Origin of the sequence: Flavobacterium tistrianum (assembly GCF_003254545.1) — a bacterium.
In the GTDB taxonomy this organism is placed as follows: domain Bacteria; phylum Bacteroidota; class Bacteroidia; order Flavobacteriales; family Flavobacteriaceae; genus Flavobacterium; species Flavobacterium tistrianum.
In genome coordinates this window covers 12,697-38,570 of record NZ_QJRH01000066.1, presented here as the reverse complement: position 1 = coordinate 38,570, position 25,874 = coordinate 12,697, and the positions used below count along the sequence as shown (strand labels likewise).

At 32.6% G+C, this 25,874-nt stretch carries 29 protein-coding genes; 5 read left to right on the top strand and 24 right to left on the bottom strand.

From position 1 onward, the window contains the following. Nucleotides 1–12: 12 nt before the first annotated feature. Both DMB71_RS08260 and DMB71_RS08255 read right to left on the bottom strand, forming a co-directional pair. Complete coding sequence (locus DMB71_RS08260; protein ID WP_162614803.1) at nucleotides 13–642, bottom strand: hypothetical protein; 630 nt, start codon at nucleotides 640–642, stop codon at nucleotides 13–15. 66 nt (nucleotides 643–708) lie between these two features. After that, a complete protein-coding gene (locus DMB71_RS08255) occupies nucleotides 709–945 on the bottom strand; it encodes a helix-turn-helix domain-containing protein (protein WP_111365204.1) in 237 nt (78 codons plus the stop codon). 106 nt (nucleotides 946–1,051) lie between these two features. Here DMB71_RS08255 and DMB71_RS08250 point away from each other — a divergent pair, with 106 nt between their 5' ends. Beyond that, entirely contained in the window at nucleotides 1,052–1,387 is a 336-nt protein-coding gene (locus DMB71_RS08250) for a hypothetical protein (RefSeq protein WP_111365202.1), read from the top strand. A 77-nt stretch (nucleotides 1,388–1,464) separates the two neighbouring features. On the opposite strand, the gene DMB71_RS08245 is transcribed toward DMB71_RS08250, so the two are convergent. The 4 genes from DMB71_RS08245 to DMB71_RS08230 all read right to left on the bottom strand — a co-directional run bounded on the left by DMB71_RS08245 (nucleotide 1,465) and on the right by DMB71_RS08230 (nucleotide 4,219). Further along, entirely contained in the window at nucleotides 1,465–1,968 is a 504-nt protein-coding gene (locus DMB71_RS08245; RefSeq protein ID WP_111365201.1) for a hypothetical protein, read from the bottom strand. Nucleotides 1,969–2,300: 332 nt separating this feature from the next. Beyond that, a complete protein-coding gene (locus tag DMB71_RS08240; protein ID WP_111365199.1) occupies nucleotides 2,301–2,522 on the bottom strand; it encodes a hypothetical protein in 222 nt (73 codons plus the stop codon). 116 nt (nucleotides 2,523–2,638) lie between these two features. Beyond that, nucleotides 2,639–3,034, bottom strand: coding sequence for a hypothetical protein (locus DMB71_RS08235; RefSeq protein ID WP_111365198.1), 396 nt, complete (start codon nucleotides 3,032–3,034; stop codon nucleotides 2,639–2,641). Nucleotides 3,035–3,103: 69 nt separating this feature from the next. Next, the gene (locus DMB71_RS08230; protein WP_162614802.1) at nucleotides 3,104–4,219 is read right to left on the bottom strand and encodes a hypothetical protein; all 1,116 of its coding nucleotides are present in this window, start codon (nucleotides 4,217–4,219) and stop codon (nucleotides 3,104–3,106) included. Between the two features lie 679 nt (nucleotides 4,220–4,898). Between DMB71_RS08230 and prfA the strand changes: the two genes are divergently transcribed. Beyond that, complete coding sequence (gene prfA, locus DMB71_RS08225; RefSeq protein WP_111365195.1) at nucleotides 4,899–5,975, top strand: peptide chain release factor 1; 1,077 nt, start codon at nucleotides 4,899–4,901, stop codon at nucleotides 5,973–5,975. A gap of 343 nt (nucleotides 5,976–6,318) precedes the next feature. Here the strand turns inward: prfA and DMB71_RS08215 are convergent, their stop codons facing one another. The 11 genes from DMB71_RS08215 to DMB71_RS08165 form a co-directional block, all read right to left on the bottom strand. Then, nucleotides 6,319–6,690, bottom strand: coding sequence for a hypothetical protein (locus DMB71_RS08215; protein WP_111365192.1), 372 nt, complete (start codon nucleotides 6,688–6,690; stop codon nucleotides 6,319–6,321). A 28-nt stretch (nucleotides 6,691–6,718) separates the two neighbouring features. Beyond that, a complete protein-coding gene (locus tag DMB71_RS08210) occupies nucleotides 6,719–7,078 on the bottom strand; it encodes a hypothetical protein (RefSeq protein WP_008462338.1) in 360 nt (119 codons plus the stop codon). Between the two features lie 51 nt (nucleotides 7,079–7,129). Continuing rightward, nucleotides 7,130–7,414, bottom strand: coding sequence for a YtxH domain-containing protein (locus tag DMB71_RS08205; protein WP_111365190.1), 285 nt, complete (start codon nucleotides 7,412–7,414; stop codon nucleotides 7,130–7,132). A 60-nt stretch (nucleotides 7,415–7,474) separates the two neighbouring features. Next, nucleotides 7,475–7,627 carry a lmo0937 family membrane protein gene (locus DMB71_RS08200; RefSeq protein WP_111365189.1) on the bottom strand — a complete coding sequence of 51 codons (153 nt, stop codon included), beginning with the start codon at nucleotides 7,625–7,627 and terminating at the stop codon, nucleotides 7,475–7,477. 35 nt (nucleotides 7,628–7,662) lie between these two features. Further along, nucleotides 7,663–8,310 carry a porin family protein gene (locus tag DMB71_RS08195; RefSeq protein WP_111365187.1) on the bottom strand — a complete coding sequence of 216 codons (648 nt, stop codon included), beginning with the start codon at nucleotides 8,308–8,310 and terminating at the stop codon, nucleotides 7,663–7,665. 36 nt (nucleotides 8,311–8,346) lie between these two features. Further along, a complete protein-coding gene (locus DMB71_RS08190; RefSeq protein ID WP_111365185.1) occupies nucleotides 8,347–8,916 on the bottom strand; it encodes a DUF4142 domain-containing protein in 570 nt (189 codons plus the stop codon). A 134-nt stretch (nucleotides 8,917–9,050) separates the two neighbouring features. Then, nucleotides 9,051–10,838, bottom strand: a complete 1,788-nt coding sequence (locus tag DMB71_RS08185) for a sensor histidine kinase (RefSeq protein ID WP_111365184.1) — start codon at nucleotides 10,836–10,838, stop codon at nucleotides 9,051–9,053. Nucleotides 10,839–10,847: 9 nt separating this feature from the next. After that, nucleotides 10,848–11,297: a response regulator gene (locus DMB71_RS08180; protein WP_111365182.1), complete on the bottom strand. Its 450-nt coding sequence runs from the start codon at nucleotides 11,295–11,297 to the stop codon at nucleotides 10,848–10,850. A gap of 21 nt (nucleotides 11,298–11,318) precedes the next feature. After that, entirely contained in the window at nucleotides 11,319–11,870 is a 552-nt protein-coding gene (locus tag DMB71_RS08175; protein ID WP_111365181.1) for a helix-turn-helix domain-containing protein, read from the bottom strand. A gap of 158 nt (nucleotides 11,871–12,028) precedes the next feature. Beyond that, nucleotides 12,029–12,214: a CsbD family protein gene (locus DMB71_RS08170; RefSeq protein ID WP_111365179.1), complete on the bottom strand. Its 186-nt coding sequence runs from the start codon at nucleotides 12,212–12,214 to the stop codon at nucleotides 12,029–12,031. A gap of 156 nt (nucleotides 12,215–12,370) precedes the next feature. Beyond that, the gene (locus DMB71_RS08165) at nucleotides 12,371–12,844 is read right to left on the bottom strand and encodes a Dps family protein (RefSeq protein WP_111365178.1); all 474 of its coding nucleotides are present in this window, start codon (nucleotides 12,842–12,844) and stop codon (nucleotides 12,371–12,373) included. Between the two features lie 260 nt (nucleotides 12,845–13,104). Here DMB71_RS08165 and pyrF point away from each other — a divergent pair, with 260 nt between their 5' ends. Beyond that, entirely contained in the window at nucleotides 13,105–13,926 is an 822-nt protein-coding gene (gene pyrF, locus DMB71_RS08160; protein ID WP_111365176.1) for an orotidine-5'-phosphate decarboxylase, read from the top strand. Between the two features lie 127 nt (nucleotides 13,927–14,053). After that, nucleotides 14,054–14,854 carry an ABC transporter substrate-binding protein gene (locus tag DMB71_RS08155; RefSeq protein WP_111365174.1) on the top strand — a complete coding sequence of 267 codons (801 nt, stop codon included), beginning with the start codon at nucleotides 14,054–14,056 and terminating at the stop codon, nucleotides 14,852–14,854. Nucleotides 14,855–15,868: 1,014 nt separating this feature from the next. Here the strand turns inward: DMB71_RS08155 and purU are convergent. The 7 genes from purU to DMB71_RS08115 all read right to left on the bottom strand — a co-directional run bounded on the left by purU (nucleotide 15,869) and on the right by DMB71_RS08115 (nucleotide 22,037). Further along, nucleotides 15,869–16,723, bottom strand: coding sequence for a formyltetrahydrofolate deformylase (purU, locus tag DMB71_RS08145; RefSeq protein ID WP_111365171.1), 855 nt, complete (start codon nucleotides 16,721–16,723; stop codon nucleotides 15,869–15,871). Nucleotides 16,724–16,831: 108 nt separating this feature from the next. Beyond that, complete coding sequence (locus DMB71_RS08140) at nucleotides 16,832–17,551, bottom strand: DUF4197 domain-containing protein (RefSeq protein WP_111365170.1); 720 nt, start codon at nucleotides 17,549–17,551, stop codon at nucleotides 16,832–16,834. A gap of 142 nt (nucleotides 17,552–17,693) precedes the next feature. Then, on the bottom strand, nucleotides 17,694–18,257 hold the full coding sequence (locus tag DMB71_RS08135) for a hypothetical protein (RefSeq protein ID WP_111365168.1): 564 nt from the start codon (nucleotides 18,255–18,257) through the stop codon (nucleotides 17,694–17,696). A 28-nt stretch (nucleotides 18,258–18,285) separates the two neighbouring features. Further along, a complete protein-coding gene (locus tag DMB71_RS08130) occupies nucleotides 18,286–18,708 on the bottom strand; it encodes a cytochrome c oxidase assembly factor Coa1 family protein (protein ID WP_111365167.1) in 423 nt (140 codons plus the stop codon). A 175-nt stretch (nucleotides 18,709–18,883) separates the two neighbouring features. Next, the gene (locus DMB71_RS08125; protein WP_162614801.1) at nucleotides 18,884–19,756 is read right to left on the bottom strand and encodes a hypothetical protein; all 873 of its coding nucleotides are present in this window, start codon (nucleotides 19,754–19,756) and stop codon (nucleotides 18,884–18,886) included. A gap of 154 nt (nucleotides 19,757–19,910) precedes the next feature. Next, nucleotides 19,911–20,258 carry a hypothetical protein gene (locus DMB71_RS08120; RefSeq protein ID WP_111365164.1) on the bottom strand — a complete coding sequence of 116 codons (348 nt, stop codon included), beginning with the start codon at nucleotides 20,256–20,258 and terminating at the stop codon, nucleotides 19,911–19,913. Between the two features lie 198 nt (nucleotides 20,259–20,456). Continuing rightward, nucleotides 20,457–22,037 (bottom strand): L,D-transpeptidase family protein, encoded by a 1,581-nt coding sequence (locus tag DMB71_RS08115; protein WP_111365162.1) that lies wholly within the window; start codon nucleotides 22,035–22,037, stop codon nucleotides 20,457–20,459. Nucleotides 22,038–22,329: 292 nt separating this feature from the next. Here DMB71_RS08115 and DMB71_RS08110 point away from each other — a divergent pair, with 292 nt between their 5' ends. Beyond that, nucleotides 22,330–25,770 carry a methylmalonyl-CoA mutase family protein gene (locus DMB71_RS08110; protein ID WP_111365161.1) on the top strand — a complete coding sequence of 1,147 codons (3,441 nt, stop codon included), beginning with the start codon at nucleotides 22,330–22,332 and terminating at the stop codon, nucleotides 25,768–25,770. Nucleotides 25,771–25,874 lie beyond the last annotated feature (104 nt).

The following is a 25,874-nucleotide window of genomic DNA, read 5'->3' as shown; positions in this document are numbered from 1 at the left end:
CACAATAGAAAGTTAATTGTCAACCGTTGTTTGAACCTCGTTTGTACTATTATGATCTCTTTTTTCAACCAAACTTTTTAATTTATTTACATCGATTTTTAAAGCTTTTTTAACGGGTTTTGTTTCGATCAATGTAAAAAACTCGCTTGGCACCATTTCCATAACTAATCCTTTAGTATTGATGTTGTTTTTTAAACCATACATCTGTAAGAAGTTAACATTGTTGATTTTATTGTTTTTAGAAATAAATACTTCAATTTGACGAGATTTAAATTGAGATAAATTTGCGACGTACTTATGGCAAAGTAAATTGTTAATCATTTTTGTCTCTTTAGTTTCCGTCAATAAATTCAATTTTTCTTTAGGAATTGTGTTCTGTGCGCTTGATCTTTGATAATTAATTTCACCAGAATCAGAAAAACTTATGTCGAATAGCTGATTATTATAAAAAAGGGCATAAAAATTATTTTCTTTATAATGTATTAAGTAATCATTTGGATTAGATTTAGATACAAAAACAGAATGTTCCTTTTTATTAATCATATATTTTAATTCGTATTCAAAATTTAAAACCTGATCGGTAGTAAAAGTTTTAAATGAAGTAAATACTATAAGTATTGATAGTAATAGAAGTTTTTTCATTGTTAATTATTAGAAGGGTTATATTTATTGCTTTATGATAACTGTTGCAGAAATAGAGGGTAAAATCTACAAATCCTTAATCAATTCGCTTGGATGAATTTTTAAAGCTTGCGCAATTTTAAACAAAGTACTTACTTTCATTTCTTGCGAGCCTTTAATGTATTTTCTTAAATTTTCTACATCCATTTCAGCATCATGAGCAACTTCTCTTGGTTTTAAATTATTAGTGTCAATCACATCTTTTATCTTAATTCCTAGTTCTTTTACAACTTCTGGAATTTCGCTTTTTCTTTCTCTTTTCATAGAAATGAAATTACAAGTAATGGATTGTTTTGATATGATTGTTAAAAATCGATTGTTTTCAACCGAAATTTTATATATTTGTTTAAAATTGTAAAACAAATCTTATATGAAAATAGAAATGCAAAATAAAGAAAGAGCCGAAGAATTGTTAGAATTAATAAATAAAGGAAGCTACTTCAGCAAACTAAAACCAGAACCTAAAGAAATTAACTCGTATACAATACCGCTAAAAGTATCTTCTTATAACGAATTAAATCTAATGGTTTCAGATTTGCTAAAAGCAAGCATTATTTTGCTTAATCCAGATGCAAATGGTTTGTCGAGTTTTACAAAAGACAATAATGTCAATGTAATGACTTTGCTTGAAATTGCCTTGCAGTTATTGCCAGAAGATGAAATGGAGTTGTTGGATGATTTGTGTAAATTTCATTTAGAATATTGATGAAAAAAGTGCAAAGTCGAAGACATTTGCGTACGTTTTAGAATGAACTCTTCGAAGAGTGGTGTTTTTTTTGAATTTTACTCTGTTACAAGAAAAAACAAGGTTGCACCTATAAAAATGAAAAAAAAGATTGTATCAACTACAGTAATTTTTCGCTCGTCTAGAAGGTCAGTTTTGCCATATTTTGCAGGAACAACTAATTCCTTTCCTTGAATTTTTAAACTTAAGTATCTTAAGAATTGAAAAAGTAATAATGTAATTAATGTACTTCTTAAGCCAAGAGATGCATGACCATTGACGAATGCTAATTCTGATGAATCTTTGATAGAAAGAAAAATGCTAAAATGAATTATTCCAATTACTGTCCAAATTAAAAAATAATTGAAATTACGAAGAGCCCGATATTCAAATCCATAAATAAAAAATTGAGTTCCGAATCCGTAGTAAAATAATATTTCTTTTAAATGAATTTTGTTTACTGCACCATAACTGAATAAGAAAATAGAAAGCAATAAATAAGTACAAATAGTGATAATATTCCACTTGGTTAATTGGTAACGGCGAATAAATTTATTTTTCATTAAAGGCAAAAACTCTTTTTATTTTCAAATATATAAATAAAGTTGTTAATCATGTTTTAATACAGGTCTAACAAACTATGATAGCACTATGATAGCGCGGATCTGTAATTCGTGCCCACAAAGGTTGGCTTTTTTAAAATATTTTTATTGTGTCTCACTATTGCGGGCATGGATTACAAATCCACGCTATCGGGTATTATCTATTTTAAAAAATAATGTATCTTTTACTTTTTTTTGAGCTTGAAGATTTATTGAAATCATAGCCACCAATAAAAGACTAATATTGGTTTTTAAAAAGATATTTTTAAACTTACTTTTCATGCTTTGATTTTTTACTCAATTTCAAAATTTGATTTTACTTGAAAATAACTCTTCTTACCATTGTTACTTTTAACTAAAACAATAGTGTAATCTTTAGTAATATAATTACTATCATAAGCAAAAAAAAGTGTGTCTTTTACTTTTTCCTGAGCTTGAAGATTTATTGAAATCATAGCCACCAATAAAAGATTAATATTGGTTTTTAAAAAGATATTTTTAAACTTACTTTTCATATTTAGATTTTTTAATAGCGGTTTCTTTGAAGTATTGATATAAAAGAAAAGCGCAAAGTCTTAGACATTTGCGCAGTTTTTCAGTTGAAGACCTTGGGGAGCGGGGGATTTTTAAATTAATCATAAATTTCAACGATTGGATTTACTTTGATGAATTCGGTTTTATTATTCTTTTTTCTAACTAAATAAACCGTAGCGTTACTAAAAAAGTTTACCAATTCACCATTGTTTAATTTATTCTTTTTGTTTTTATTATAATATTTTGAAGTCCTTACAAAATCTTTCAGACACAGTACTTCATTAGGTTGTAAATCATTTACAACTTCAACTCCTTTAAAATAAAATTCCTCATCCTCATTTTTATCTTTTATCAAAAACGTATTGGGTTTAGTTTTGGATTCGATAACGTACGAATCATCTAATTTAAAAAAGAATGTGCCATTTAATTTTTCTTGAGCGTGTAAATTGAAACCCAATAAGAATATAACTAATACATATATATGTTTTTTCATAATTTAATTTTAAAAACAGGTAATTGAATTGTGTATCGAATATACAAAAAGTATTATTAGTAATATCTTTTATGGGCAAGGAGCAGTTTTACCTAAAATAGGAACTCTGCTTGCCAATGAATTAATAGATGCTTTTTTATCTGCAGGCAAATCTGTCCAAGCTTTTACATTACTATCTTTTAAACCTCCCCACGCCATAGCCTCATAGAATTCATCACTTGGGGCTTCGCCATAATAATTCGTATAGTTGATATAATCGCTACTTAATACTGTTTTATGAAATTCCTTTAAAGCACCCGCCATACTGTTAAGATAGACTTGCGCCATTGCGTTGTGCTGAGTTTCATATGTTTCAAAAACCTTTTTAAAATCACTAGCATCAATATCATTTGAATTTGCTGTATTTAACTTTCGATATATATCTGCGTGTATATATTCGTGCAAGATTATTCTAGCAGATTCCAAAGCTGCAATTCCATCTAATCTACTTGTGCTTATTTCTATAGTCATAAGACTATTCACTTTGTTAAACCGTGTTGTTCCATTTACTTCTTGGTTGGTCGGTGTATAAACATTAGGTAGTGAAATAATCTCAATATTAAATTCTGATTTCCCGGCAAACTGATTAAATATATATTTGACAAAATCATTCCCCCCACTACTCAATAAACTATTTATGCATTTTGCTTTTCCTGTAAGATTATCAATAATCCGTATTTCAGTTGGTTGAGGGGTACTTCCAGTACTGCCACCGCCAGAAACTGGTCCACCGCCATAAGTTGGTCCATCACCAGAGCCACTTCCGCCATCACAATATAACAATTTTATCGGTGTAAAAGTACCTCCTTCGCTCCAATAACCTATAAAAGTACAATCGTAATACTCTTCGCGCCATTTTGCAGTTAATGACGGCTGAGTTTTTTGACCATTCTTAAATTGAAAAGCATTGCTTTTGTTCGTACTTAAGTCTTGTATAAATATATGACCGTTAAAATTATCTTTTATAGAGTAATAACTATAGTTTTTATCTGAGATATCGGCACTCTCACTTTCTGTAAATGCTTGAACATAGTACATTTTAAAATTATTAGGTTCATTTTTTATAAACACTAAACGGTGATGATCATTGTATAATGTTCCATTTTCATCTGAAGTGCTTAAGTTTTCTTTGAGTATAAAAGGCACTTCAATTACCTCTCCATCCTTGCCTTCTGATACTATGGCATTTTCCCATTGCAAATTGCCAATATATTGCAAAATGGAATTATTGTATTCTGATTCGTGGTTATTGAACCAGCTTTTTGCTTCTGCAGTTAGTTGGACGTTCAGATTACTGCTGTAATCTTCAGAAGCGCAGTTTTAATTAAAAGGACGCATGCTAGAAGCATACTGCCCTTTATAAGGCTTATAATTTTTTTCATAACAAATTGGTTAAATAGTTTAATTCTCACAAACATAAACTTTATTTTTAAATTTTAGGAAAAAGATTACGATTTTTTTATAAAAAACACTAAAAATGTGATTGCTATTTAGATTTTGGAAAGAAAAAATGGTGGATTTTATTTTAAGTTATGACTAACTAATTCGAATAGGTGAGATTGACTTTCTTTGCCGCAATAATTTTATAGAAAAAAGTAGTGTTTCTTTTGAACATTTAAACTCTTAGCCCTGATAGAGTGGAAATCCTTTTGTGCCGGGGTTCGGCACAAAAGATTGTAATCCCGATAGCTATCGGGACGGGAATTAGCTCCTAGAAAATCATTACAATTCCACCAAATATTCAACTTAAATTCCCTAAAAAATGAACACTAGAATTTTCGATAAAAATTTTGTAATTTTGCCGTCCAATAAAAGGAATTAGAAAATGTTAGATAGACTTCAATATGTAAAGCAGCGTTTCGATGAGATTTCGGATTTGATTATTCAGCCGGATGTTATTTCTGATCAAAAACGTTATAAGCAGCTTAACCAAGAATATAAAGGGATAAAAGCGCTTGTTGAAAAGAGAGAAGAGTACATCATAATTTTAGCAAACATCGACGAAGCAAACGAAATTATTGCTGACGGAAGTGATGCTGAAATGGTGGAAATGGCCAAAATGCAATTGGATGAAGCAAAAGAACGTCTGCCAGAATTGGAGGAGGAAATCAAATTTATGCTTATTCCTAAAGATCCTGAAGACGCGAAAAACGTTATGGTGGAGATTCGCGCCGGAACGGGTGGGGACGAAGCGAGTATTTTTGCAGGTGACTTATTCAGAATGTACACGAAATATTGCGAATCTATGGGATGGAGATCATCTGTAGTAGATATGAACGAAGGTACTTCTGGAGGTTTCAAAGAGGTTATTTTTGAGGTTACTGGAGAAGATGTATACGGAACTTTGAAGTTTGAGGCGGGTGTTCACCGTGTACAGCGTGTTCCGCAGACAGAAACTCAAGGTCGTGTGCATACATCGGCTGCAACGGTTATGGTTTTGCCAGAAGCAGAGGAGTTTGATGTTCAGGTAGATATGAACGATGTTCGTGTAGATTTCTTCTGTTCGTCTGGACCTGGAGGACAATCGGTAAATACAACGAAATCGGCTGTACGTTTAACGCACATTCCAACAGGTTTGGTGGCGCAATGTCAGGATGAAAAATCGCAGCACAAGAATAAAGATAAAGCTTTAATGGTATTGCGTTCTCGTTTGTACGAAATGGAATTGGCCAAAAAGCAGGAAGAGGATGCTAAAAAACGTAGTTCTCAGGTAAGTTCTGGAGACCGTTCGGCTAAAATCCGTACGTACAACTACGCGCAAGGTCGTGTAACCGATCACCGTATTGGTTTAACGCTTTACGATTTAGGAAACATCATGAATGGTGATATTCAGAAAATCGTTTCTGAGCTTCAGTTGGTTAATAACATGGAGAAATTGAAAGAGGCTTCTGAAGTTTACTAAACGTAAACTTCTTAGGTTCAAAGAGACAAAGTAACAAAGGGGCAGAGGTTTTTCCCTCTGGCGTTATAAAATAAAAAAGCTGAACTAAAAGTTCAGCTTTTTTATTTAGTTTTAGAGCCAAAGGAAAGAGCCTTTGTACCTCTGTCGCTTTGTCCCTTAAAAAAATATATAGTGAAGGTCTTACTCCCATCAACCGTTTCCCCAAAAACGTATGATGAGATTAGACGCCTAAAAATACTCTAGTATATTCCAAACATTTATATAGATTCGAGTAAACGTATACACCATTTTTTATTACTATTTCGCTAAGCTTTTCCATAATAATTAAATTAAGTTAGACAAATTACTCTCTAGACGGTTCATATTGTGATGATTCATCTTCAGAAGATTCATGATGAGGTTTCGAAACTAGATTGGTTACAATAAGCTGAACGATAGAACCAAGGATTCCTTTGAACATCGAATCGCCTTTTCCGACAATAAATCTTTTGGCCAGATAGCCAATTCCGATACTGATTGCCGATTGAGCGATATGGCTTTTAAAACCAACCGTTTCGTTGATTTCTTCAACCGTATTGCGTATCAGGTTTATCGGCTTTAGATTATCTTTAATTTCGTCGATATGGTCTTTTATCGCGCACCATTCTGTATCTTGGCGAACTTCTAATTCCTCAATTTTTCGATTTAACTGATCAATATTGTAAATGGCTTCCATAGTCTTTTATGTTTATTAATGAGTTAAATCAGTTTTTTGTTTCTTTTAAAATACTGGAGATAATTGTATTTCCAATTGGAGTTTTTATCAATTTATGATGTGATTTTACCACAACAATCACTAGAATAAGATAAAATAGCGCCATGATAAAAAAGCCGTAGTAATACTCTCCAAGTTCTTTACCAATCCATAAACTAATCCCGATATTTAGGAACAAAGTGAAAAATGCAACAACAATACCAATCGCTATCTTTGAAGCTAATGATGAAGCACCATCGGCAACAGAACACACTGTTTTTAGTTTTAGTAATTCTAAACTTGTTTTAGCATAGTTTTCTGCTTTTTCATAAAGATTTAAATTCTCGTTTGTTGTTGCATTTGGTTCCATGATATAGGGTTTTATGGTTTGAAAATTTCACTAATTAATACTTTCGTGCTATTAATAGTTTGATTTTACTGTTTTAACATCGTCTTTCAGCGTGTTGTAATCTTCTTTAACTTGGTTAAGTTTAGATTTTCCTTCTTCGATAATTTCTTTACCGTTTGAAGTGATTGTGTTTACGATGCCATCAAATTTTGTTTTCAAGTTATCTCCGTAATCTTTTGATTTATCTTTGATTTTTTTTCTTGTGTTTGACCCTTTGTCTGGTGCAAATAAAACACCTATTGCTGCTCCCGCCGCTGCGGCTCCTAAAATTCCTAAAATTGTTGTGCTAGTTTTCATAATAATAAATTTTAAATGGATTAATATTTAATAATTTGTTGATTTAATAAATTGTGATTTTTAAACTTCTCGCCCTTTAATTAGTCGAAGCAATACGGCAATAATGGCAATTACGAGCAGAATATGGATAATGCTTCCGAAACTGTAAACAAAGAACCCAAGAGCCCAAAGTATTACCAGAATCACTGCGATGGTATATAATAAGTTTGACATGGTTTTTATTTTAGCGGTTAATAATCAATTCTTGTTTAGTTTAACTTGTAAGAAAGATATAATGTCAGGTTGCTATTTTTTGCATCAGGAAACGTGTATGTAGTTCCCGCAACAGTTCTTTCTTTACCTACAGTCGTCAAACCATAATTGTAACGCAATCCTATGCTGATTGGATTAAAATCTACTCCAACACCTGCAGAAATACCTGCGTCAAATTTGTTTAAATCATCTGTGTCAATATCTTGGTCAAAATCAACCGTACCGTTTCCGCTTACTTTAGAACTTACTAGATAGGAAGCATAACCACCGGCGTGAATGTTAAAGTTTTTAGTAACATTAACTCTCACTAAAAGCGGAAGCTCAATATAGTTCAGTCTAAATTTTGCATCCCCACTTGCAAAAGCGCTGTTGTACTCTAATTTTGAACCTTTTGTGGTAAACAAAAGCTCTGGCTGAATGGCAACGAAATCTGAAATAGGAAGTGTGGCGTAAACCCCAGCATTAAACCCGTATAAAATATTGTTGTCATCTACATCGTCTCCGCTACCATATAGGTTAGACATGTTGAATCCTCCTTTTACACCGAATTCGGTATCTACATTATTGTTTTGAGCGTGCAGCATTCCGAATGATGCTGTTAAAAAAAGTGTTAAGGCGGATAAAAATTTGGCTTGTAATTTCATAGTAAAAATTTTAGTTAATAGATAGATAATAGGCGTTTATTGATTTTGTTTTTTTATTCGTTCAGTCTCTCTTAAGAGTTTATATTGTTCGGGCAAAAATCTTAGAACCAGTTCGAGAATTTCTTTATCATTTGTTTCTCTAGAAATTGTCTCGAGTAACTCAATCTGGTTGCAGATTGCGTCTGTCACTGCATCTAAATAGATAATATTAAAATTGTTATTACTTGCATCAATGAGGTTGTACAGGTCTCTTTTGTGCGTGGCATTTATTTCAGTAATGACAATGAGCTTTGATGTTGCCATCTTGGTTATCGCTTCCAGCAATTGATTTTCTTGAATTTCTATTCTTTTGCTTAATTCCTGAACAATTATATCTGAACTTTTTTGTTGTGCAATTTGACTTTTTGAAATAATAGATTTGCTAATATTCGCCGTTGAAATAAAAAAAAAGACTTCTGTTTCTTCTCTGTCATTTTTTGCAAAAGCTTGATTCTTTAAAGTGTTTTCAATCGGATTAATTTTTCTGCAAGACGTCGCACAGAATACTAATACGAATAAGAAAAAGACTCTAAAATATGTAGCCTTCAAAGGGGGAATTGCTTTCATTATTACTTCCTAAAGTATTACATTACAAAGATGCTAACGAATGAAAGATTTTACTTTACAGCATAAAAAAGAAACGTTATATAATTCCCATAGCAGGTTTATATAACGTTTTTTATGTGGTTTTTTAATGAAGTTTAGTCTGGCAGAAATACCGTAAATACTGAGCCTTTTCCTAAAGTGCTATCGGCTGTAATATATCCTTTATGATTCTCTACAATCTTCTTACAGATCGCTAATCCGATTCCGGTTCCCGGGTAATCTGTTTTGGAATGCAGACGCTGAAAAAGAATAAAAATTGTTTCTTTAAACTGCGGGTCAAATCCCATTCCGTTGTCTGTAAAAGTAATTTTGTGATACTTCTTTATAGACTGTTCTAATATTTCTGGATAATCGGCAGAACTTACTTTTTCGCTCGAAATAGAAATTTCAGGATTTACATCGGGCTGACTATACTTTAATGAATTTCCAATTAAATTGATAAATAGTTGTTCAATCTGATACGGAATTACAGAAAGCTTCGGAAGTTTGCCAATGCGCTGAATTACGGCTTTCTTTTCTTCAATTACTTCGCCCAATTCAGATTCTGCGTTGTCCAAAAGTTCATTAAGATTCATTTTAATGAATTCCTTCTTGGTTGTATTGGTTCGTGAAAACAAAAGAAGATCGTCTATTAAAACACGCATTCTTTTAGCCGAACTTTCGATTTTGGTAATATAATTTTTTCCACTTTCAGACATCACTTCTTTATCTGCACTTGAAACTCTCGAAATAAAAGTCTGTATTTTTCTGAGAGGTTCCTGCAAATCGTGACTAGCTACATGGTTAAAAGAAGCCAATTCTTTATTGCTTTTCTCCAGTTCTTTATTTCGTTCCTGAAGTTCGATATTTAGAAGATGTTCGTCTGTAATATCAAAATTGATTCCCAGCAAAATTTTACTGCCTTGCTGATCTGTTACCAATTTACCTGTTGTTTTAAAATAACGGACTTCAAAATCAGGACGCACAATTTTGTAATACACAAACGGAAGATGTTTCTTTTCTACAATTCCGTCTATTGCTTTGGCAACAGATTCTTTGTCGTCTGGGTGAACATATTTGATAAGTGTGGCTTTATTAGGAGCAAAAGATTTTGGCTCAAGACCTAATAATCGGAATTGGTTGTCTGAAAAATCAATTTTATCAGAATCCAAATCCCATTGCCAAGTGCTAAATTTTCCAATATTTTCAGATTCAGAAATTAAACCGCTAGAAATAAGAAGTCTTTTATTGAATACTTTCAAACGCTCAAAATCACGGCTAATTTGACGATAAGCCAATAAAATAAAACTCAAAGCCACCAAGAACAATGAAATCGAAAACAGCGGACTTAAAGAGATTTCAGAATCATAAATTTTAAGTCTTTTCTTTAAGAAATCTTTCTCAATATCATTCATTTCGTCTACCTTAAATCGGATGTTTTCCATTAAAATACGCCCGCCAAACATATGATTGTCCAATTTTCTTTTGTCGTATGTTTTTGGATCACTGTATTTTAGGCAATTTTCGAAAGAAACAAAACGTAGGGTAATGAGCTTGAAAAGTTTTTGAAGGTTTTTTTGCTGTATCGGATTATCAGCGGTTAGTTTTTTTAAGGTAATAAAAGAAGTATTTACCTTGTCTCGGGAATAAATATACGGAGTCAAAAAACGGGCATTTCGCGTGATAATATATCCTCGCTGACCCGTTTCTGCATCTTTAATCGCCGACATTAATCGTTCGAGCTGGATGTTGATCTCGTATGTGTGCATAACCAATTTGCTCGATTCATTCAAGTCCTGGTTATGTTTGTAAGCAATTGAAGAAAGAAATAACAGAATGAAAACTGCGATTACAAAAATAACTCTCAAAGAGTTTGAAGAATTAAAATTTGGTATCCACTTCATTGGTATCCTTTATTTTAGTCGCAGCAAAAAATTATCACGGTTTAAACCTGAAGTATGATAATGCCAATTTACAGTCACGACTTCATTAATTATTTTTTTGAGCGTATTGAAATCGCTTGGCTTTTTGATGTAAATATTGGCGCCCTGGATAAAGGTATCTTCAATATCTTCTTCAGAAGAAGAGGTGGAGTAAATGGCAATAATTATATCTTTTAAATGATCCGTTTTTTTGATTTCAATCAAACATTCTTTACCTGTTTTCTTAGGCATGTTTAAATCTAGAAACAAAATATCAGGAAGTTTATTGTCTTTGTTCATTAAATGATCCATAAGCTGCATACCGTCATGAACAAAACTTACATTAGTTTGAATTTTTATTTCTTCAAAAGCATCTTTAAAGAAAAGACGGTCATCTTCATCGTCATCGGCCAATAAAATGTGTAATGCGTTTTTTTGCATTTTAATGTGGTATTTGGGTTTTTATTTTAAATTTTCTCTTCGTTTCTTAATAATTCTCTGAAAAGCAGATGGAGTAATTCCAGTTGTGTTTTTAAACTGAGTACTCAAATGCGCAACACTCGAATAATTGAGTAAAAAAGCAATTTCTGTCAGACTCATTTCATTGATGATTATCAGCTGTTTTGCCCTTTCAATTTTCTGTAAAATAATAAAGTTTTCAATAGAAGAATAGGTTACTTCTGAGAAAACATTAGACAAATATCCGTAACTGTGGTTTAGCTTTTCTGCCAAAAACACAGAACTTTTGTAATTATTGTTATCATCCATAAATACAAGCTCGATAATAGCATCTTTTATTTTTTGGACTAAAACACTTTTTTGATTTTCAACTACTTCAAAACCGCATGGAGCCAATTTGCTTTTTAAATTCTCCAGCGCTTCGGCATCAAGATTGTCTTCAATCTCAATTTCTCCAAATCCTAGAGTTGTAAAATTTACATTGTTTTGTTCCAGATTTTGTTTTAAATAAAGAGAGCAAATAGTATTAATGTCGAACTTTATAAATAGTTTCATTTTATAGAAATTTGGTTAAAGATACTTATTTTATTTGGTGTTTTTGCTTTTAATTGATATAGAATTACGTCAAAATACGATTTTAAAATAAAATTTTCAAAAAAATACCGTCTAATATTTTTTACTAGACGGTATTTCCCTGATTGAGTTGCAAGGTTTTACAATTCTGACAGGATTTGATGAAATTCCTCTTTTGTTTTTCCCAGTTTCTGCTGAAGTTTTCCGTACATTTCGTCTTCTTTTCCTTCAGCAAACATCAAATCGTCATCTGTTAACTCAGCATATTTTTGCTTTAGTTTTCCTTTCAACTCGTTCCAGTTTCCTTTTATCTCGGTCGTATTCATAATATCTTTTTTAGGCTTTTATGTATTGTAAAATTGCAAATTTTAAGTCAGCATCATGTTACATTTATTTTTCTGACTGTTGCATAATTTTCATTTTCATTTTCGATTTAAAAATTAAAAATTCATAACTCATAACTCATAACTCATAACTCATAACTAAACTTGGTATCTTCTAAGAATCCAAGCCATCTTTTCGTGCTCCTGCAGCAATCCTGTTACAAAATCGGCAGAACCAGCATCGTTAGTTTCGTTTTCAAAAACCGGAATATAATCTCTAAATTCTGTTACCAGCTGTTCGTGATTTTCTAAAAGTTCAGATAGCATGTCTTTTTGAGAAGCATATTCTTTAGGAGATTCTTTCAAGGTTGAATTATCAATAAACTCTTTCATCGTTCCAATTGTTTTTTCTCCCAGTTGATTAATGCGTTCTGCAATTTCATCAATTTGGGCTTCAAGAACACGGTACTGTTCTTCAAACAATTTGTGCAGTTCCATAAAACTGTTTCCGGAAATGTTCCAATGAAATTTTCTTGTTTTTACGTACAAAGTCATTTCATTTGATAAAATCGTAGCTAGTATAGAAGCGCTTTTCTTTAAGTTCTTTGGCGATATTCCAATATTTGGGCTCATAATTGTCTCTTTAATGGTTTATTTTCAAAATTACTTTTGATTCCAATTTTTCTATTACACAATTTTCTATAGATGTTATAGAATTCAATGTTGGCATAAATAAATGTCACGTTGAGGAGTCTAAGGGTACAAAGGGCTTCGACTCCGCTCAGCTTGACAATCACCAACAACAATTAGCCACCAACAATAAACAATCAACCACAAACCATCAACAATTAACCATTATAATTTGTAATTTTGCCGCACAAGTAAAAAAGAATATGACAACACAACAACTACACGAACAAATTCTTCAAAAAAAAACATTTTTATGCGTTGGATTAGATCCAGATCTGACTAAAATTCCACAGCATTTATTAGAAACCGAAGATCCTATTTTCGAATTTAATAAAGCAATTATTGATGCCACTCATGATTTGACTGTTGGATACAAACCAAACACAGCTTTTTTTGAGGCGTACGGAATAAAAGGATGGGTATCTTTGCAAAAAACAATTAACTATATCAACGAAAATTATCCTGATATTTTTACAATTGCAGATGCAAAACGCGGTGATATTGGGAATACTTCGAGCATGTATGCAAAAGCTTTTTTTGAAGATCTAAATTTTGATAGTGTAACTGTTGCACCTTATATGGGAAAAGATTCTGTTGAGCCTTTCTTGGCTTTCGAAAATAAACATACCATTATGTTGGCTCTAACTTCAAATGAAGGAGCTTTCGATTTTCAGACTTTAAATACAAATGGAAAGGAATTGTACAAACAAGTTCTAGAAACTTCTAAAACTTGGAAAAATAGCGAAAACTTGATGTATGTTGTTGGAGCAACCAAAGCAGAATATTTTACAGAAATTAGAAAAATTGTTCCAGACAGTTTCTTATTAGTTCCAGGAATTGGTGCTCAAGGTGGAAGCTTATCTGAAGTTTGCAAATACGGAATGAATGATAAAGTTGGTCTTTTAGTAAATTCTGCAAGAGCGATTATCTACGCTTCAAAAGGAACAGACTTTGCTGAAAAAGCTAGAGAAGAAGCGTTATTAGTTCAAAAAGAAATGGCATCTATTATTGATAGCAGATTTTAATTAAATAGAAAACAGATTTAACCGCAAAGTTCGCTAAGGTTTTTCGCAAGGTTCGCAAAGGAATTAATTTTGTGTTCTTAGCGTAAATCTTTGCGAACTTTGCGGTTAAAAAATACAATCTAAGTAAATGAAACAATTAATCGACCAGCTTGGCAAAGTTCATACTTTCGAAACAGCTCCAAAACGTATCATTTCGCTTGTTCCTTCGCAAACTGAATTATTGTATGATTTAGGTTTAGAAGAAAAAATTATCGGAATAACGAAGTTTTGTGTGCATCCTTTTCATTTTAAATCTACCAAAAAGATTGTTGGTGGAACGAAGAAAATTCACTTCGAAAAAATAAAGCTTTTAGAACCAGATATTATAATCTGCAACAAAGAAGAAAACACCCTTGAGATTGTCGAACAGTTAAGTGCAATTTGTCCAGTTTGGGTTACGAATATTGTTTCTATTGAAGATAATTTCCAGATGATTTCAGATTTCGGACAATTATTCAATTGCAGAACCGAAGCTCAAAAATGGAGCGACAAATTGGCTTTCGCTTTAAGCGATTTTAAAAATTATATAAAAGATATAAAGGAAAAGAAAGCAGCTTATTTTATTTGGAAAAATCCATATATGGTGGCCGGAAAAGATACGTATATAAACGAATTGTTAAAACTCAATCATTTTAAAAATATCTACGAAGATAAAGGGCGTTATCCTGAAATCGAATTAAAGAAAATACGTTTAGAAGGTGATCCTGATCTTGTTTTTCTTTCTTCTGAACCTTATCCTTTCAAAGAAGAAGATGCTTTCGAAATTGGAAGGTTTACGCATCACGCTAAAACTATTTTTGTTGATGGCGAAATGTTTTCTTGGCACGGCAGCAGATTATTAAAGGCATTTCCGTATTTTAAATTACTGCACGAAAGATTGAAGAATTAATTTTATTTTGTTTCAGGTTTCAAGTTGTTGAAAGTTTAATCGCAAGGGACGCTAAGTTAGACACAAAGTTCGCAAAGTTTTTTAGACAAAGCTTTGCGGACTTTGCGTTTTGTGTAAAACCCTTAGATAAAAAACTTTGCGCTCTTTGCGATAAAATTATGTTCAAAAGAAAGCAACTTGAAACAAAAAAACTTGAAACCTGAAACAAAAGACTATAAAAAAAAATGCCGGCATCTCGAAGACGCCGGCATTATTTAACTAACCAAAACCAAAATAATAAATAACCAGTTTATTACAGTACAAATATCCGACATATATCAATCTTATGCTGTTAAGGTCTTGTTATTACTTTGTTGGATATAAGTTAATGTTCGAAAGATTTTTTTTAACCGCAAAGAGCGTAATCCCGATGGCTATCGGGAACGCAAGGTTTCTCAAAAGTTTTTTACACAAAGCTTTGCGAACTTTACGTTTTATACAAAACTTCTTGAGAAAAAAACTTTGCACTCTTTGCAGTAAAATTATGTTCAAAGTAAAACAACGTGAAACTAAAATTCTACCAAAAAAGAATGCCGGCATCTCGAAGAAGCCGGCATCATTTAACTAACCAAAACCAAAATAATAAATAACCAGTTTATTACATTACAAATGTCCGACATATATCAATTTTATGCTGTTAAGGTTTTGTTATTACTTTGTTGGTCATAAGTTAAGATTTGAAAAATGGCCGTTTTGAGCTTTCTGCAGTCTTAAATAGTGTTTGATTATTAAAATATAATAACAATCAGTTTTGTTTATGAATGTGATAAAGATAAGTTTGTATGGTTGGTAAAGTGTTAAAAATCAGGATTGTCAAACTAGACAGAAAATTAACAACTGCAAACATAAACTCCCGTTTCAAGTGATCAAAACAGCAATAATGATAAAACCCGACAGATTGTAAAACCTGTCGGGTTTAATTTCATAAAACCATTTTGGAAAACGTTTCTCTTTGTTTCTCTGAACCTCTGCTGTTTAAGAAAACACAACCGTCTTATTACTATAAACCATCGTTTTTCTTTCAGCGTGCAGTTTAATAGCTCTAGCTAAAACGATACGTTCCAAATCACGTCCTTTCATGATGAAATCTTCTACAGAATGAATATGAGAAACTCTTGCAATATCTTGTTCAATGATCGGACCTTCGTCTAATTCTTCTGTTACGTAATGGCTAGTAGCTCCGATAATTTTTACACCGCGTTTAAAAGCCGAATGATACGGTTTTGCACCTGGAAAAGCAGGTAAAAACGAATGGTGGATATTGATGATTTTATTTTCATAAAGCGAAATCACTTTTGGAGTCACAATCTGCATATAACGCGCCAAAACGATAAAATTGATCTGGTATCTTTTTAAAAGCTCAATTTGCCTTGCTTCACCTTCTTCTTTGTTGTCTTTTGTGAAAGGAACATAGTGAAACGGAATATCAAAACGTTCTGCAATTGAACGTAAATCGTTATGATTGCTTATAATCATCGGAATTTCCACACCCAATTCATCGGCGCTGTAACGTCCTAAAATATCAAATAAGCAGTGATCATATTTAGAAACAAACAAAGCCATTTTAGGTTTTTGCTCCTGATTGTACAAATCCCAAGACATATTGAAGTCCGCGGCAATAGTTTTGCTGAATTCTTCTTTTATATTTTCAATGTTACTGCCTTGATTGCTAAATTCACATTCTAAACGCATAAAAAACACATTCTGTTCTACATCAACATGTTGGTCAATATAAGTAATGTTTCCTTCTACTTTAGCAATAAAAGTAGTCACAGCGGCAATAATTCCCTTTTGGTCTTTACAGTGAATGAGTATGGTAATTTTTTGCATTTTTGGTCTTTTGGTTTTTGGTTAGTTGCAAAGTTTCAAAGGCTCAAAAGTTGCAGAGGAAGCTTTGTCCCTTTGTAACTCTGTCCCTTTTGAACCTTACAAGAAAAACTATTTTCCATCCTGCATTGCAAAAACCTTTTGCAACAAAGGCGTTGTTCTTGCAGAGATGTTATTTCTGATATCTTTTTCTTCAACAGCAATCATTTTAAAAACACCAGACAAAGCTTGATTGGTAGTATAATCAGTCAAATCTGGATTTACTTTTTTTACTAATGGAATAGTGTTGTATTTGGTTATAATCTTTGTCCAAACAGCATCAGCGCCTACTTTTTCGAAAGAACTTTTAATTACAGGATTAAATTTGGCGTATAATGCAGTTGTGGTGCTGCCTTGCAAATAATTTGTTGCAGCATTATCACTTCCTAAAAGAATGTTTTTAGCATCTGTAAAAGTCATATTTTTTACTGCTGTAACAAAAATCGGAGTTGCTTCTTTTACAGCATCTTCTGCAGCGCGGTTCAGCATCTTGATTCCTTCATCTGCAAGAGAACTTAATCCTACTTTACGAAGTGTTGCATCTACTTTCTGCAATTCTTCGGGCATTAAAATTTTTACAGCTTCGTTTTTATAAAAACCATCTACAGCGGTTAATTTACTTACTTGTTGTGTAATTCCTTTATTTAAAGCTTCTTTTAATCCAGAAGCAATGTCGACAGTTCCCGTACTTGGAATCTGAGATGCGATTTGAGGCAATTGATTTAAAGTCTGTTGTACCTCTGCGCAAGAAGTAAGCGAAAATGTAACGGCTAATAGTAAAATCTTTTTCATTATTTGGGGTTATTTAAGTTTCAAAAATACTACTTATTCAAAAATAACGCCACAATTTTATTTTAAGCAAACTAACATTTTGTTGTAATCTTAACATAAGAGAAATTAGTAACTTCGAACCTCATTTTTTTAGCATTTTAATTTATGGCCAAGCCATTCGGATATTATATTCCCAATAAGATTTGCTAGAAATATAAGTGGGTTCAGACCGTGCTATTGGGGTATTATTGGCATCAAAATATCGAACGCGAATGATTTTTTCTTTAGAATCATCTTTCATGTCAATATTTCCTTCAGCATCATCAATCAATTTCTTTTTTTGGAGGTACAAGGAAGGTTTTTCAACAATATATTCAGTAACGGCTTCTCCGTTTAATTTTAAATTACATTCAATTAGATTTCCGTTGCTGTCAAGCGATTCAATTCTTCTCAAATAATTATTTTCATAATAATATATTTCAAAAGCAATCCTGCAAGATCCTAATTGAAGCTTATTTTTTTGCAATCTAAAACGCAGTATTTGGTTTTTAGTATTTGTAAATTCAATAAAGCCATTTCCCTGCGCATTAATATCATTGCGTAATATCCTTGCAGGTTTTGAGAACTTTTTAATTTGATTGGCGTAAACTTGATAATTTTTGGCAGATTGTGCAAAAGAAGAGACACATAGAAAAAGTCCAAAGAATAGACTGATAAAAGATTTCATTTTATAATTTTTGTTTTGGAAATGGATTTTATTTCTGTAATAAGTCTATTTTTTCATTTGTATTCTCAATATAAACAGACATTTCGCTGTATTTCCATTTGCCTCTTTTTTCGCCAACAATAAATAAAGTTCCTTTGCCTTTTGGACCTTTTAGTGGTACTTGTACATCGCAAGTGCGTACATTATTGTTTGAAGTAACAGTTCCAGAAACCATTCCGTCTGTTTCTACAGGAGATCCAAGTTTTTCTACTACGAGCTTATTATTTTCTACAGCTAACATAGATTCTTTATAAGCTTCGGAATCTTTTAATACAGAAGTAACTTCATAGAAAATTCCGCCAATAAATAAAGCCGCTAATATGATAAGAGTTAGGCATCCGCTGGGAATAAGCCATTTCCAGTTTCGGTTGAGCCAGCTTTTTTGTTGTATTAACTCGTTTGAATCTTCCATATGTTGAGTTTTTGAGCGAAATGACAAAGCTAAAGTAAGGATAAATTCTTGTTTATAATGTATTTGTTTGCTTAAAATGTTGACATTAAAAAAGATAATACTGTTGGTTTGGTATAAAAAAAATCACCTTATGAAATTTTATAAGATGATTTTTTAGATTGTTATTATTTAAAATTTAGCGATTACTAAAAGCAATTTCTTCTAATGCTATAGGATTACTTATGGCTTTTGAGATCTCCTGTTTTCTCATATTGTCGTTGTCGCCAGTCCCTGTGCTTAAAATTAGCTTTTTAGGGATAATTGGTTTTTTTTCAAAAATCGTAGCGTACAATAAAACAGCCTGTAAAAATCCGCCATCATTTAAAAAATGCGGCGTATTTTGACCATAACAAAGATTATCTGTGCTGTTTTTTAAATAGTTGTAGCCATTTTTACCACTATAAGCATCTTTAACAGCATCGCCAATTTTCAATACCCCTGCATTTTTTATAAAAGCCGTTGCTAAAATTGTATTTTTTCGTAATTCTTTATAATAGTTATTATACTCTGGATCTGTATAAGTGAGTGGAGTCATATTTTGGTATACATAAATTACAGCATCGGGACTGTTTTTGTGTATTTTTTCTGCAAATAGTTTTAGATTTGATCTATACTTTTCAAGATTGGTTAATGCAATTTGTGGAGACTCCTGAAGGATTACAAAATCATAGTAGTTTCCATCTTTATCGATATTAGAAAAATTCTGGTTTGCTTCTGTCTTATTTGTATAATAAACTTTATCAAGCGGAACTCCCATTGTAATTAGCTGCTGAACATTTACATTCTTGTTATTTGCATTGCATAATTCTTGAAATAATGTAGGAGCGCTCACAAAATATTCTGTCTGATTATTTCCTACAAATAATACCCGAGGTGGTCCAATTGCTTTTGGAGCTTTCGGTTTACTGATACCGTTAGAGTTAATTGGACTTTGCGATCTAAAATTATTGCATGAAATAAGGAGAATTGAGATAATAATATTAAGAATTAAAATGTATTTTTTCATCATTAGTTTCTTGTTTAAAAAAGATTTGCAAATCTCTTTTTAACACATAATGAAAATAGTCTCAAGAGGCTTTTAAAATGATAGATTAAGACAAAAAAATCACCTTATAAAAGTATAAGATGATTTTTAGGAAAAGATTTTGAAACTATATGCTATATCAATATGATAGTTTTAATTGTGGCGTATAAACGGGTGTGTTGATATCTAAATCTTTTAATATAGTTTCAGTATAATCTTTTCCACCTTTCATTAGATAAAATAATGATTTGGCAATATAAATTGGGGCAAAAGGGAAAATACGCCAGCTAAGAGATAAATTCAGAAAAAAGTGTTTCAAGGCATATTTGAATGTGCCTTCATTTGGGCGTATAAAATAGATATTGGGTTCCTTAATCCTTTTTACCATTTCAGAAATAATGAGAGGAAACATTATAAACTTTCCTCCTTGTTGAATTAAAACGTTTATTTCAAACATTGTAAGACCTTCTGTATTATTTGTTTTCATAATAGTTTAGTTTAAACATTTATAAAAAAAATGGGGCTTAATTCTACTGCAAAATAAAGGCGAATCTCAAACTATAATTACCTTTAAAAGCTTTAAAAATAGCATTTTAAGGTTTTTTTGTTATTGGTTATAAAAATAAAAAGAGAGGATTTATCAAATTTGGTTTGATAAATCCTCTCTTAAAATTATTGGCGTAAATTATTGATTTACAATTGTAGTGCTGGGAAGCGTTTCGTCATTTAGATTGGAATCTTTCTCGTAAACATCTTGAAAGAATCCAATTTCGCCTTTGTCATTTACCAATGAAGTAAAATAGGTAATGAAAATGGGCACTTTTTTAGACAGCTTAAAAGTGTTTTCTGTTTTACCCTCCATAGCTTTGTCTATTTTTGCCTGAGTCCATTCTGGATAATCTTTCAACATGGCAACGGCTAATTCTTTGGCCATTTTCACATTAATGCATCCGTGGCTGAAAGTTCTTTTTTCAAAATCGAACAAAGTTTTAGATGGCGTATCGTGCATATAGATATCATCAGAATTTGGAAACATAAATTTCACCAATCCTAAAGAATTGTCTGGTCCTGGTTTTTGTCTTACTTGGCCGTTAACCATTTCCATATTTTTTTCTGCAAGATAATTAGGATCTGCAGCCATTTTAGATTTTAGTTCGTTTTGTACAATACTTTGTGGAACTGTCCAATATGGACTAAAAACGATTCGGTCAATTTCTCCATTAAAAATGGTAGTTTTAGTCAAAGGCGCTCCAACAAATACTGGAGAGGTCAAAACTACTTTTCCGTTTTTCACATAAAACAATTCGTAAGAAGGAACGTTAACCAAAACATATTCGTCGCTGGCAGCAATTTTAGCCGAAATTTCACGACATCTCTCCATGTTAAGTTTTAAAGTTGCCACTTTATCTTCAAGCGGAATATTCATTTCATCAATATGTTCTTGAGCCAAGATATAATTAGGTTTAAATCCGTTACGGACTTTATATTTCATCACGGCATCCATCAGTTCACGATCATAAACATTGCTTTTAGAATCGGTTTTTAAATCGCCTAATAAATACAAACGAGTTCTAACTTGTGCAATAGTGCTAGAAACCGCATCTGGGCGCAACTCTTTGTATGGAGATTCTTCCGGAACAATTGGTTTGTATTTGCTTGATTTCTCTAATCTTTTGTATTTTTTTAGAGCGTCTTGCAATTTATAATATTGATCAAACTCAACTTTTTCATTTGTTGCAACCGCTGTTGTTTCTTGCTCTTCTAATGTACTGTAGTTTAAGAAATCTTTAAGTGTAGCATCGTAAGCAATTCTTTTTTTGTCAGCATTACTTTTTTTAGTGTATAATACATATAATGAACTTAAAAGCATGTCTGCATCAGTTTTAGAAATCGTGCTTTTGTCTGATGAAGCACTAAATAATAGATCTATTTCTTTTTGATAAGGTATAATCAGATCATTTGTTTTTTTTGCTTTTTCATACAAAACAGAACCAAACTCATTGATTTCGTCCTCGTCAAACCAAATAGTTCCAAGTGTTCTAGTTTTGTACAACGACATGACATCTGATTTGTATTTTTTCAAATCTGAATATCTTTTAAAGAAGTCGTTTGAAATTTCGTTTACATCATCTGAATTATTGTAAACGGTTAAATGATTTGAAGCTTTTGTATTCTTATATGTAAAATTACTTTTTTCAATTCTGTTAAAAGAAAATACAAAAAAACTCAAACCTAAAATTACGGTGAATGAATAAAATGTTCTCATTTTTTTAATTTTTACGTTATTACTTTTCTACGTAAGTTTTTAGGTAAAAATTTGGGGCTTTTCTACACTGCTAAATTACTATCGGAGTACTCAAAACATGTTTCCAGATTTTATTTAAATGTTGCGAAATTGCCATGTCTTTAAGCTTTCTTTAACTATATCAACTACTTAGAGGATTTGTTACCCTTTGAAGTCACGAAATCGATTTATTTTTGTTAACATAAAGCTATTGTCACAATCAAATATTAAAATATTTTGTACATTGGTCGCATAAAATTATCATATTCATAAAATGGAACAACAAATACCATATATTCCTAAAAATAAAGTAAGAATTGTTACTGCTGCTTCGCTTTTTGACGGACATGATGCAGCCATAAATATCATGCGACGCATTATCCAGTCTACAGGTGTTGAGGTAATACATTTGGGTCACGATAGAAGTGTTGAAGAAGTGGTGAATACCGCCATTCAAGAAGATGCAAATGCTATTGCGATGACTTCTTACCAAGGCGGGCACAACGAATACTTTAAATATATGTATGATTTGCTTCGCGAAAAAGGAGCAGGGCACATTAAAATCTTCGGAGGCGGAGGCGGTGTAATTCTTCCAAGCGAAATTTCTGAATTGCATGAATATGGTATTACAAGAATTTATTCTCCTGACGATGGACGTTCTCTTGGTTTGCAAGGAATGATTAATGATTTGGTCCAGCGTGCCGATTTTCCGATTGGGGATAAACTAAACGGAGAAATCGATCATATCGAAAATAAAATTCCAACCGCAATTGCACGTTTAATTTCGGCTGCAGAAAATTTTCCAGAAATTGCAAAACCAGTTTTTGATAAAATCCACGAAAACAATGCCACTTCTAAAATTCCAGTTTTAGGAATTACAGGAACAGGAGGAGCAGGAAAATCTTCTTTGGTTGACGAATTGGTTCGTCGATTTTTAATTGATTTTCCAGAAAAAACAATCGGATTAATTTCTGTCGATCCTTCTAAGAGAAAAACAGGTGGAGCGCTTTTAGGAGATAGAATCCGTATGAATGCGATTAACAATCCTCGCGTATATATGCGTTCGCTGGCAACACGTCAGTCGAATTTGGCTTTGTCTAAATATGTAGCCGAAGCAATTCAGGTTCTAAAAGCCGCAAAATACGATTTGATTATTCTAGAAACTTCAGGAATTGGTCAGTCTGATACAGAGATTATGGATCATTCGGACGTTTCTTTATATGTAATGACACCAGAATTTGGAGCTGCAACACAATTGGAAAAGATCGACATGCTTGATTTTGCCGATTTAGTGGCTTTAAATAAATTTGATAAACGTGGAGCGCTTGATGCTTTGCGCGACGTAAAAAAACAATATCAAAGAAACCATAATCTGTGGGATAAAAGCCCAGACGAAATGCCTGTTTTTGGAACAATTGCTTCGCAGTTTAACGATCCAGGAATGAACACGCTTTACAAAGCGATTATGGATAAAGTGGTTGAAAAAACGGCTTCAGATTTAAAGTCGACTTTTACAATCACAAAAGAAATGAGCGAGAAAATATTCGTGATTCCGCCAGGAAGAACACGTTATTTATCTGAAATTGCTGAGAATAACAGATCTTATGATGAAACGGCAATTGCACAGCAAAAAGTTGCTCAAAAATTATACGGAATTTTCAAAACGATTGAATCGGTTTCTGGAAAAGTTCCTCAAATTACAAAAGCAGGAATCGACGATTCTTCTGTTTTGCCAAGTGGAATAGCAGAACATGACGAAAACAGAATCTTTTTAAATCTTTTACTGAATCAATTCGATAAAGTAAAAATGGATTTAGATCCTTATAATTGGGAAATTATTCTGAATTGGGCTGATAAAGTAGCCAAATACAAAAATCCAGTTTACTCGTTTAAAGTGCGTGATAAAGAAATCAAGATTGCAACGCATTCTGAAAGTTTATCGCATTTACAGATTCCGAAAATTGCTTTGCCTAAATATGAAGGTTGGGGCGATATTTTGCGTTGGAATTTACAGGAAAATGTTCCTGGAGAATTTCCGTTTGCTTCGGGATTATATCCGTTTAAACGTGAAGGGGAAGATCCATCAAGAATGTTTGCAGGCGAGGGCGGACCAGAAAGAACCAACAAACGTTTTCATTACGTAAGTGCGGGAATGCCTGCAAAACGTCTTTCGACAGCTTTTGACAGCGTTACTTTATACGGAAACGACCCAGATTTACGTCCAGATATTTACGGTAAAATTGGAAATGCAGGAGTTTCAATCTGCTGTTTAGACGATGCTAAAAAACTATATTCAGGTTTCGATTTGGTTCATGCTTTGACTTCGGTAAGCATGACGATCAACGGGCCTGCGCCGATGTTGTTAGGTTTCTTTATGAATGCCGCAATCGATCAGCAATGTGAGATTTACATCAAAGCAAATGATTTAGAAAAAGAGATTGAAGCTAAAATCAACAAATTATACAAAGAAAAAGGAATCGAAAGACCGAAATACCAAGGCGAACTTCCAGCAGGAAACAACGGTTTGGGATTGATGCTTTTGGGTGTTACGGGAGATCAGGTTTTGCCTTTGGATGTTTATAACGAAATCAAAGTAAAAACGTTAGCTCAAGTTCGTGGAACGGTTCAGGCTGATATTTTAAAAGAAGATCAAGCTCAGAATACTTGTATTTTCTCAACCGAATTTGCTTTACGATTAATGGGCGACGTTCAGGAATATTTTATTACTAAAAACGTTCGTAATTTCTATTCCGTTTCGATTTCAGGATATCATATTGCCGAGGCGGGAGCAAACCCAATTACGCAATTGGCCTTTACGCTTTCAAATGGTTTCACTTACGTGGAATATTATTTGAGCCGCGGAATGAACATCAACGATTTTGGACCAAACTTATCATTCTTCTTCTCAAACGGAGTAGATCCAGAATATTCGGTAATTGGTCGTGTGGCGCGTAAAATTTGGGCAAAAGCCATGAAAAACAAATACGGAGCCAACGAAAGAGCGCAAATGCTGAAATATCATATTCAGACTTCTGGACGTTCGTTACACGCACAAGAAATTGATTTTAACGATATTAGAACGACTTTACAGGCTTTATATGCGATTTATGACAACTGTAATTCGCTTCACACAAATGCCTACGACGAAGCCATTACAACGCCAACAGAAGAATCTGTACGTCGTGCCATGGCAATTCAGCTGATTATTAATAAAGAATTAGGTTTAGCGAAAAACGAAAACCCAATTCAAGGTTCGTTCATCATCGAAGAATTAACCGATTTGGTTGAAGAAGCTGTTTTACAAGAATTCGACAGAATTACTGAAAGAGGCGGAGTTCTTGGCGCAATGGAAACCATGTACCAACGTTCTAAAATTCAGGAAGAAAGTTTGTATTACGAAACCTTAAAACACAACGGAGATTTCCCAATTGTGGGTGTAAATACGTTCTTGAGCTCAAAAGGTTCTCCAACGGTAATTCCGGCAGAAGTTATTCGCGCAACTGAGGAAGAAAAACAATATCAAATTACGATGTTGGATAATCTGCATAATTTCCACGAAGCAAAAGTAAACGAGCATTTAAATACGTTACAGCAAGCCGCTATTAAAAACGAAAACTTATTCGACCATTTAATGGAAGCTACAAAGGTTTGTTCTTTAGGCCAGATTACTTCGGCGTTGTTTGAAGTTGGTGGGCAGTATAGAAGGAATATGTAAACTTAATGTTTTTATAGATTTATGGAAAAACCTCTCATGTGAATGGGAGGTTTTTTTGTATGTAAAAATATTTCAAAATGAGGAAAACCGTAATTTAATTTGAA

Bases quoted from the DNA above. Each gene is read 5' to 3' on its own strand.
- DMB71_RS08260 (WP_162614803.1), bottom strand. From the start codon at position 642: ATGAAAAAACTTCTATTACTATCAATACTTATAGTATTTACTTCATTT.
- DMB71_RS08255 (WP_111365204.1), bottom strand. From the start codon at position 945: ATGAAAAGAGAAAGAAAAAGCGAAATTCCAGAAGTTGTAAAAGAACTA.
- DMB71_RS08250 (WP_111365202.1), top strand. From the start codon at position 1,052: ATGAAAATAGAAATGCAAAATAAAGAAAGAGCCGAAGAATTGTTAGAA.
- DMB71_RS08245 (WP_111365201.1), bottom strand. From the start codon at position 1,968: ATGAAAAATAAATTTATTCGCCGTTACCAATTAACCAAGTGGAATATT.
- DMB71_RS08240 (WP_111365199.1), bottom strand. From the start codon at position 2,522: ATGAAAAGTAAGTTTAAAAATATCTTTTTAAAAACCAATATTAATCTT.
- DMB71_RS08235 (WP_111365198.1), bottom strand. From the start codon at position 3,034: ATGAAAAAACATATATATGTATTAGTTATATTCTTATTGGGTTTCAAT.
- prfA (WP_111365195.1), top strand. From the start codon at position 4,899: ATGTTAGATAGACTTCAATATGTAAAGCAGCGTTTCGATGAGATTTCG.
- DMB71_RS08215 (WP_111365192.1), bottom strand. From the start codon at position 6,690: ATGGAAGCCATTTACAATATTGATCAGTTAAATCGAAAAATTGAGGAA.
- DMB71_RS08210 (WP_008462338.1), bottom strand. From the start codon at position 7,078: ATGGAACCAAATGCAACAACAAACGAGAATTTAAATCTTTATGAAAAA.
- DMB71_RS08205 (WP_111365190.1), bottom strand. From the start codon at position 7,414: ATGAAAACTAGCACAACAATTTTAGGAATTTTAGGAGCCGCAGCGGCG.
- DMB71_RS08200 (WP_111365189.1), bottom strand. From the start codon at position 7,627: ATGTCAAACTTATTATATACCATCGCAGTGATTCTGGTAATACTTTGG.
- DMB71_RS08195 (WP_111365187.1), bottom strand. From the start codon at position 8,310: ATGAAATTACAAGCCAAATTTTTATCCGCCTTAACACTTTTTTTAACA.
- DMB71_RS08190 (WP_111365185.1), bottom strand. From the start codon at position 8,916: ATGAAAGCAATTCCCCCTTTGAAGGCTACATATTTTAGAGTCTTTTTC.
- DMB71_RS08185 (WP_111365184.1), bottom strand. From the start codon at position 10,838: ATGAAGTGGATACCAAATTTTAATTCTTCAAACTCTTTGAGAGTTATT.
- DMB71_RS08180 (WP_111365182.1), bottom strand. From the start codon at position 11,297: ATGCAAAAAAACGCATTACACATTTTATTGGCCGATGACGATGAAGAT.
- DMB71_RS08175 (WP_111365181.1), bottom strand. From the start codon at position 11,870: ATGAAACTATTTATAAAGTTCGACATTAATACTATTTGCTCTCTTTAT.
- DMB71_RS08170 (WP_111365179.1), bottom strand. From the start codon at position 12,214: ATGAATACGACCGAGATAAAAGGAAACTGGAACGAGTTGAAAGGAAAA.
- DMB71_RS08165 (WP_111365178.1), bottom strand. From the start codon at position 12,844: ATGAGCCCAAATATTGGAATATCGCCAAAGAACTTAAAGAAAAGCGCT.
- pyrF (WP_111365176.1), top strand. From the start codon at position 13,105: ATGACAACACAACAACTACACGAACAAATTCTTCAAAAAAAAACATTT.
- DMB71_RS08155 (WP_111365174.1), top strand. From the start codon at position 14,054: ATGAAACAATTAATCGACCAGCTTGGCAAAGTTCATACTTTCGAAACA.
- purU (WP_111365171.1), bottom strand. From the start codon at position 16,723: ATGCAAAAAATTACCATACTCATTCACTGTAAAGACCAAAAGGGAATT.
- DMB71_RS08140 (WP_111365170.1), bottom strand. From the start codon at position 17,551: ATGAAAAAGATTTTACTATTAGCCGTTACATTTTCGCTTACTTCTTGC.
- DMB71_RS08135 (WP_111365168.1), bottom strand. From the start codon at position 18,257: ATGAAATCTTTTATCAGTCTATTCTTTGGACTTTTTCTATGTGTCTCT.
- DMB71_RS08130 (WP_111365167.1), bottom strand. From the start codon at position 18,708: ATGGAAGATTCAAACGAGTTAATACAACAAAAAAGCTGGCTCAACCGA.
- DMB71_RS08125 (WP_162614801.1), bottom strand. From the start codon at position 19,756: ATGATGAAAAAATACATTTTAATTCTTAATATTATTATCTCAATTCTC.
- DMB71_RS08120 (WP_111365164.1), bottom strand. From the start codon at position 20,258: ATGAAAACAAATAATACAGAAGGTCTTACAATGTTTGAAATAAACGTT.
- DMB71_RS08115 (WP_111365162.1), bottom strand. From the start codon at position 22,037: ATGAGAACATTTTATTCATTCACCGTAATTTTAGGTTTGAGTTTTTTT.
- DMB71_RS08110 (WP_111365161.1), top strand. From the start codon at position 22,330: ATGGAACAACAAATACCATATATTCCTAAAAATAAAGTAAGAATTGTT.